Origin of the sequence: Pseudomonas sp. (genome assembly GCF_049590575.1) — a bacterium.
Lineage (GTDB): Bacteria > Pseudomonadota > Gammaproteobacteria > Pseudomonadales > Pseudomonadaceae > Aquipseudomonas.
The window spans coordinates 1-3,969 of the sequence record NZ_JBAWDE010000071.1; the positions used below are offsets into that span (position 1 = coordinate 1).

A 3,969-nucleotide genomic window follows, 5' to 3' on the forward strand; every position below is an offset into this window, starting at 1 on the left:
GTCTCAAAGAAATTCTTCTCTTTCTTCAAATCCATAATCTCGCTCATCCAAGGGAACGGGTTAGTCGTCCCCGGATACTCTTCCTTCAGCCCAATCTGCGACAGACGACGGTTCGCGATGAACTTGAGGTAGTCCTCCATCATCGCCGCGTTCATGCCCAACACGCCGCGCGGCATGGTATCGCGTGCATATTCAATCTCCAGCTGCGTCCCTTGCAGGATCATCTGGGTGGCTTCTTCTTTCATCTCGGCATCCCACAAATGCGGGTTTTCGATTTTGATCTGGTTGATCACATCGATACCAAAGTTCAGGTGCATCGACTCATCGCGCAGGATGTACTGGAACTGTTCCGCCACGCCGGTCATTTTGTTGCGGCGGCCCATGGACAGGATCTGGGTGAAGCCGCAGTAGAAGAAGATGCCTTCCAGGACGCAGTAGTAGGCGACGAGGTTGCGCAGCAGTTCTTTATCGGTGTCGACGGTGCCGGTTTCGAACTTCGGATCGGAGATCGAACGGGTGTATTTCAGGCCCCAGGCGGCCTTTTTCGCGACCGATGGAATCTCGTGGTACATGTTGAAGATTTCGCCTTCATCCATGGCCAGGGATTCGATGCAGTACTGGTAGGCGTGGGTGTGGATCGCTTCTTCGAAGGCCTGGCGCAGGATGTACTGGCGGCATTCCGGGTTGGTGATCAGGCGGTACACGGCCAGGACCAGGTTGTTGGCGACCAAGGAGTCGGCGGTGGAGAAGAAGCCGAGGTTGCGCATGACGATGCGGCGTTCGTCGTCGGTCAGGCCTTCGGGGGTTTTCCACAGGGCGATGTCGGCGGTCATGTTGACCTCTTGCGGCATCCAGTGGTTGGCGCAGCCGTCGAGGTACTTCTGCCAGGCCCAGTCGTACTTGAAGGGCACGAGTTGGTTGAGGTCGGCGCGGCAGTTGATCATGCGCTTTTCGTCAACGGCGACGCGGGCGGCGGAGCCTTCGAGCTCGGCGAGACCTTCGGCGACGTCGAGTTTGTCGAGGGCGGCCTTGGCGCGGATGATGGCGGCGGAGTCGTTGGCAGTCACATTGCGCGCTTCGAGGGCAGCCGCGGCACCGGCACCGTCGAGGCGGTCCATGTTGGCTTCGCTGGCATGCCCGGCGTTGGCGCCCTTGATCACCGCTGCACCGGTGTCTTCGTTGTCGACTTCATCCCAACTCAGCATTGAAATACTCCTTCCTGGTCTGTTCTGACGGCGTGTGAACCCGTCTATTAATAGGTGATTTGCAGGCTACAAAGCATTGAAATATTGCGCATAGTGTGGTCGGTAAATACCGAGATTGCACACTATGTAGTGGTCTGTTTTGTTTGTGGGCACACTATATGGTGTGTAACAGGGTTGGTCAACGCACAACATAGGCGGTTATAAATCGCAGCAAGGTCTCTGGCCGGCTGTAACGCTTGGGTTTACCGACCTGCATCATTCAATGGTGCGTCAAACACCTGCGGCACCCGCCGGGCTTCTGAGTGGTAGTGGCGATCTGCCCGCGCCCTGATAGACTCCAGGCACTCCCTCAGGATTTCATCCCGCCATGTCCGCAGCAGAAGGAAACGCACTTCCGCTCGCTTCACGGATGTACAAATCCCGAATCCTGGGGTTGACGCTCGGCCTTGTGTGCGTGGTGTTTGCCATGTACCCCTTGAACCCGGCCTGGTGGGTGTGGGCCTGGATGCTGGTCAACGCATTTGTCTGGCCGCACTTGGCGTATCAAGTGTCGTTGCGTAGCGCCCACGCGTTGCGCAGCGAACGCCGCAACCTGCTTTTCGATTCGTTCTGCGGCGGGTTCTGGGTCGGCGCCATGCACTTCAATCCACTGCCCGCCGTGACCACGCTGTCGATGATGACCATGAACAACGTGGCCATCGGCGGCCCGCGTTTCATGCTCGCGGGGTGGGTGGCGCAGGCGCTGGGCATCGGCGCCGCGCTGCTGATATTTGCGCCGGCGTTTATCGCCGTGACCACCCAGGCCCAGCTCTACGCCTGCCTGCCGATCCTGATGCTGTATCCGCTGGCCCTCGGCTGGATCTGCTACCGCCAGGCCGTGACCCTGGCCCGTCACAAGCGCGAGCTGCTGGCCTTGAGCCGCACCGACAGCCTGTCCGGCCTGCTTAACCATGGCGCCTGGAAAGACCATCTGGAAATCGAGTTCCAACGCTGCCGCCGTGAACAGCAGGGTGCGGCGATTGCGCTGATCGACATCGACCACTTCAAGGCCATCAACGACACGTATGGCCATGTCACTGGCGATATCGTCCTGCGCCAACTCAGCAAGGTGCTGCGCCAAAACATGCGCGCCACCGACCTGGCCGGACGTTATGGTGGTGACGAGTTCTGCGTGATCTTGCCGGACATGCCCCTTAGCCGCGCGACCGAAGTGATGGACGCTCTGCGCGACCGGTTCAACGCGCTGGCGTATGTCCAGGACCCGACATTGCGCGTGAGCTTGAGCATCGGCCTGGCGCCGTATCAACCGGGGCACGCCGACTCCACCAGTTGGTTGAACGACGCCGACCAGGCCTTGTACGAGGCCAAGAGCAGCGGGCGTAACCGGGTCAGTTCAGTGCAGGGGAGTTGGTTGCGATCGGTCTAGTGGGGTAGGGTGTGGCAGCACCTCCAACAACAAACAAGGACCGGTCCATGCTCTTCAACTTTCCACGTACCCTCCTGGCCGCGACCCTGGCCTTGTCCTTCGCGATCCCGGCCTACAGCGCCGAACCCCACAAGCCAATCCAGGCGGATGCCGAACAGTACAAGACCGAGGCCCTGAAACTGCTTGAGCGCCTGGTGAATATCGACTCAGGCTCCGGCTACGAGCCGGGTCTGACCCAAGTGCGCGACATTGCCGTTGACGAGCTGAAACAACTCGGTTTCACCATTGAACTCGTGCCGGACAAGGCGGCCAACAGCAGCCACGTGATCGCCACGCTCAAGGGCACCGGCAAGGCCAAGATCCTGCTGATGGCGCACATGGACACCGTGTTCAAGGAAGGATCGGCCGCCGAGCGCCCGTTCCATATCAAGGACGGCCGCGCCTATGGTCCGGGCGTGATGGATGACAAGGGCGGCATCGTCGCCGGCATCTACGCGTTGAAAGTCCTGAAAAACCAGGGCTTCAAGGACTATGCGCAAATCACCTTCCTGCTCGACGCCAGCGAAGAAACCGGCTCCGACGCCGCCTCCGAGCTGATCCGCAAAACCGCCAAAGCCCACGACGTCACCCTCAACCTCGAACCCGGCCGCCCAGCCGACGGCCTGGTGGTGTGGCGCAAAGGCAGCGCCACCGCGGTGGTCGAAGTCAAAGGCAAAGCGGCCCACGCCGGCGTCGCGCCTGAGTTGGGGCGCAACGCCGCCATGGAAGCCGCGCACCAGATCCTGCAACTGGGCAAACTGGGCGACGAAGAGAAGAAAACCACCATCAACTTCACCGTGATCAAGTCTGGCGACCGCACCAACGTCATCCCCGACCAGGCCACCGCCAAAGCCGACGTGCGCGCCGCGCTGCCGGAAGAGTTTGATCGGATCGAGAAAGACCTCGCGCGGGTGTCGGCCAACAAACTGATCCCCGAAACCGACGTGAAGACCACCCTGCAGCGCGGCCTGCCACCCATGCCGCAAACGCCGGAGTCGGACAAACTGGTCGCGATTGCCCAGGGGATCTACGGGGAACTGGGCAAAAAATTGACTATTGAAGGCAGCGGCGGGGCGGCGGATGCGAGTTTGTCCGCCGGGGTTGGCACGCCGACATTGGACGGGTTCGGGATCGTGGGCGGGAATATTCACACGCCGGAAGAATACGCGGATGTGGAGAGTGTGGCGCCGCGGATTTACTTGCTCAGCCGCATGATCATGGAGCTGTCAAAGCGGTGATCTGATTGCAGGACAGCCAATTCCTGTAATGAGCAAACCCTTGTGGCGAGCAGGCTTGCCC

General features: G+C 60.4%; 3 protein-coding genes. 2 read left to right on the forward strand and 1 reads right to left on the reverse strand.

Annotated elements, in window-relative coordinates; translation table 11 throughout:
- Positions 1 to 1,205, reverse strand: a 1,205-nt coding sequence (locus WBR57_RS05315; protein WP_424082799.1) for a ribonucleotide-diphosphate reductase subunit beta, incomplete at its 3' end; no start/stop codon positions are given.
- A 409-nt stretch (positions 1,206 to 1,614) separates the two neighbouring features.
- Between WBR57_RS05315 and WBR57_RS05320 the strand changes: the two genes are divergently transcribed.
- Both WBR57_RS05320 and WBR57_RS05325 read left to right on the forward strand, forming a co-directional pair.
- Positions 1,615 to 2,631, forward strand: a complete 1,017-nt coding sequence (locus tag WBR57_RS05320) for a diguanylate cyclase (RefSeq protein ID WP_424082801.1) — start codon at positions 1,615 to 1,617, stop codon at positions 2,629 to 2,631.
- Between the two features lie 47 nt (positions 2,632 to 2,678).
- Positions 2,679 to 3,908: a M20/M25/M40 family metallo-hydrolase gene (locus tag WBR57_RS05325; protein ID WP_424082803.1), complete on the forward strand. Its 1,230-nt coding sequence runs from the start codon at positions 2,679 to 2,681 to the stop codon at positions 3,906 to 3,908.
- Positions 3,909 to 3,969 lie beyond the last annotated feature (61 nt).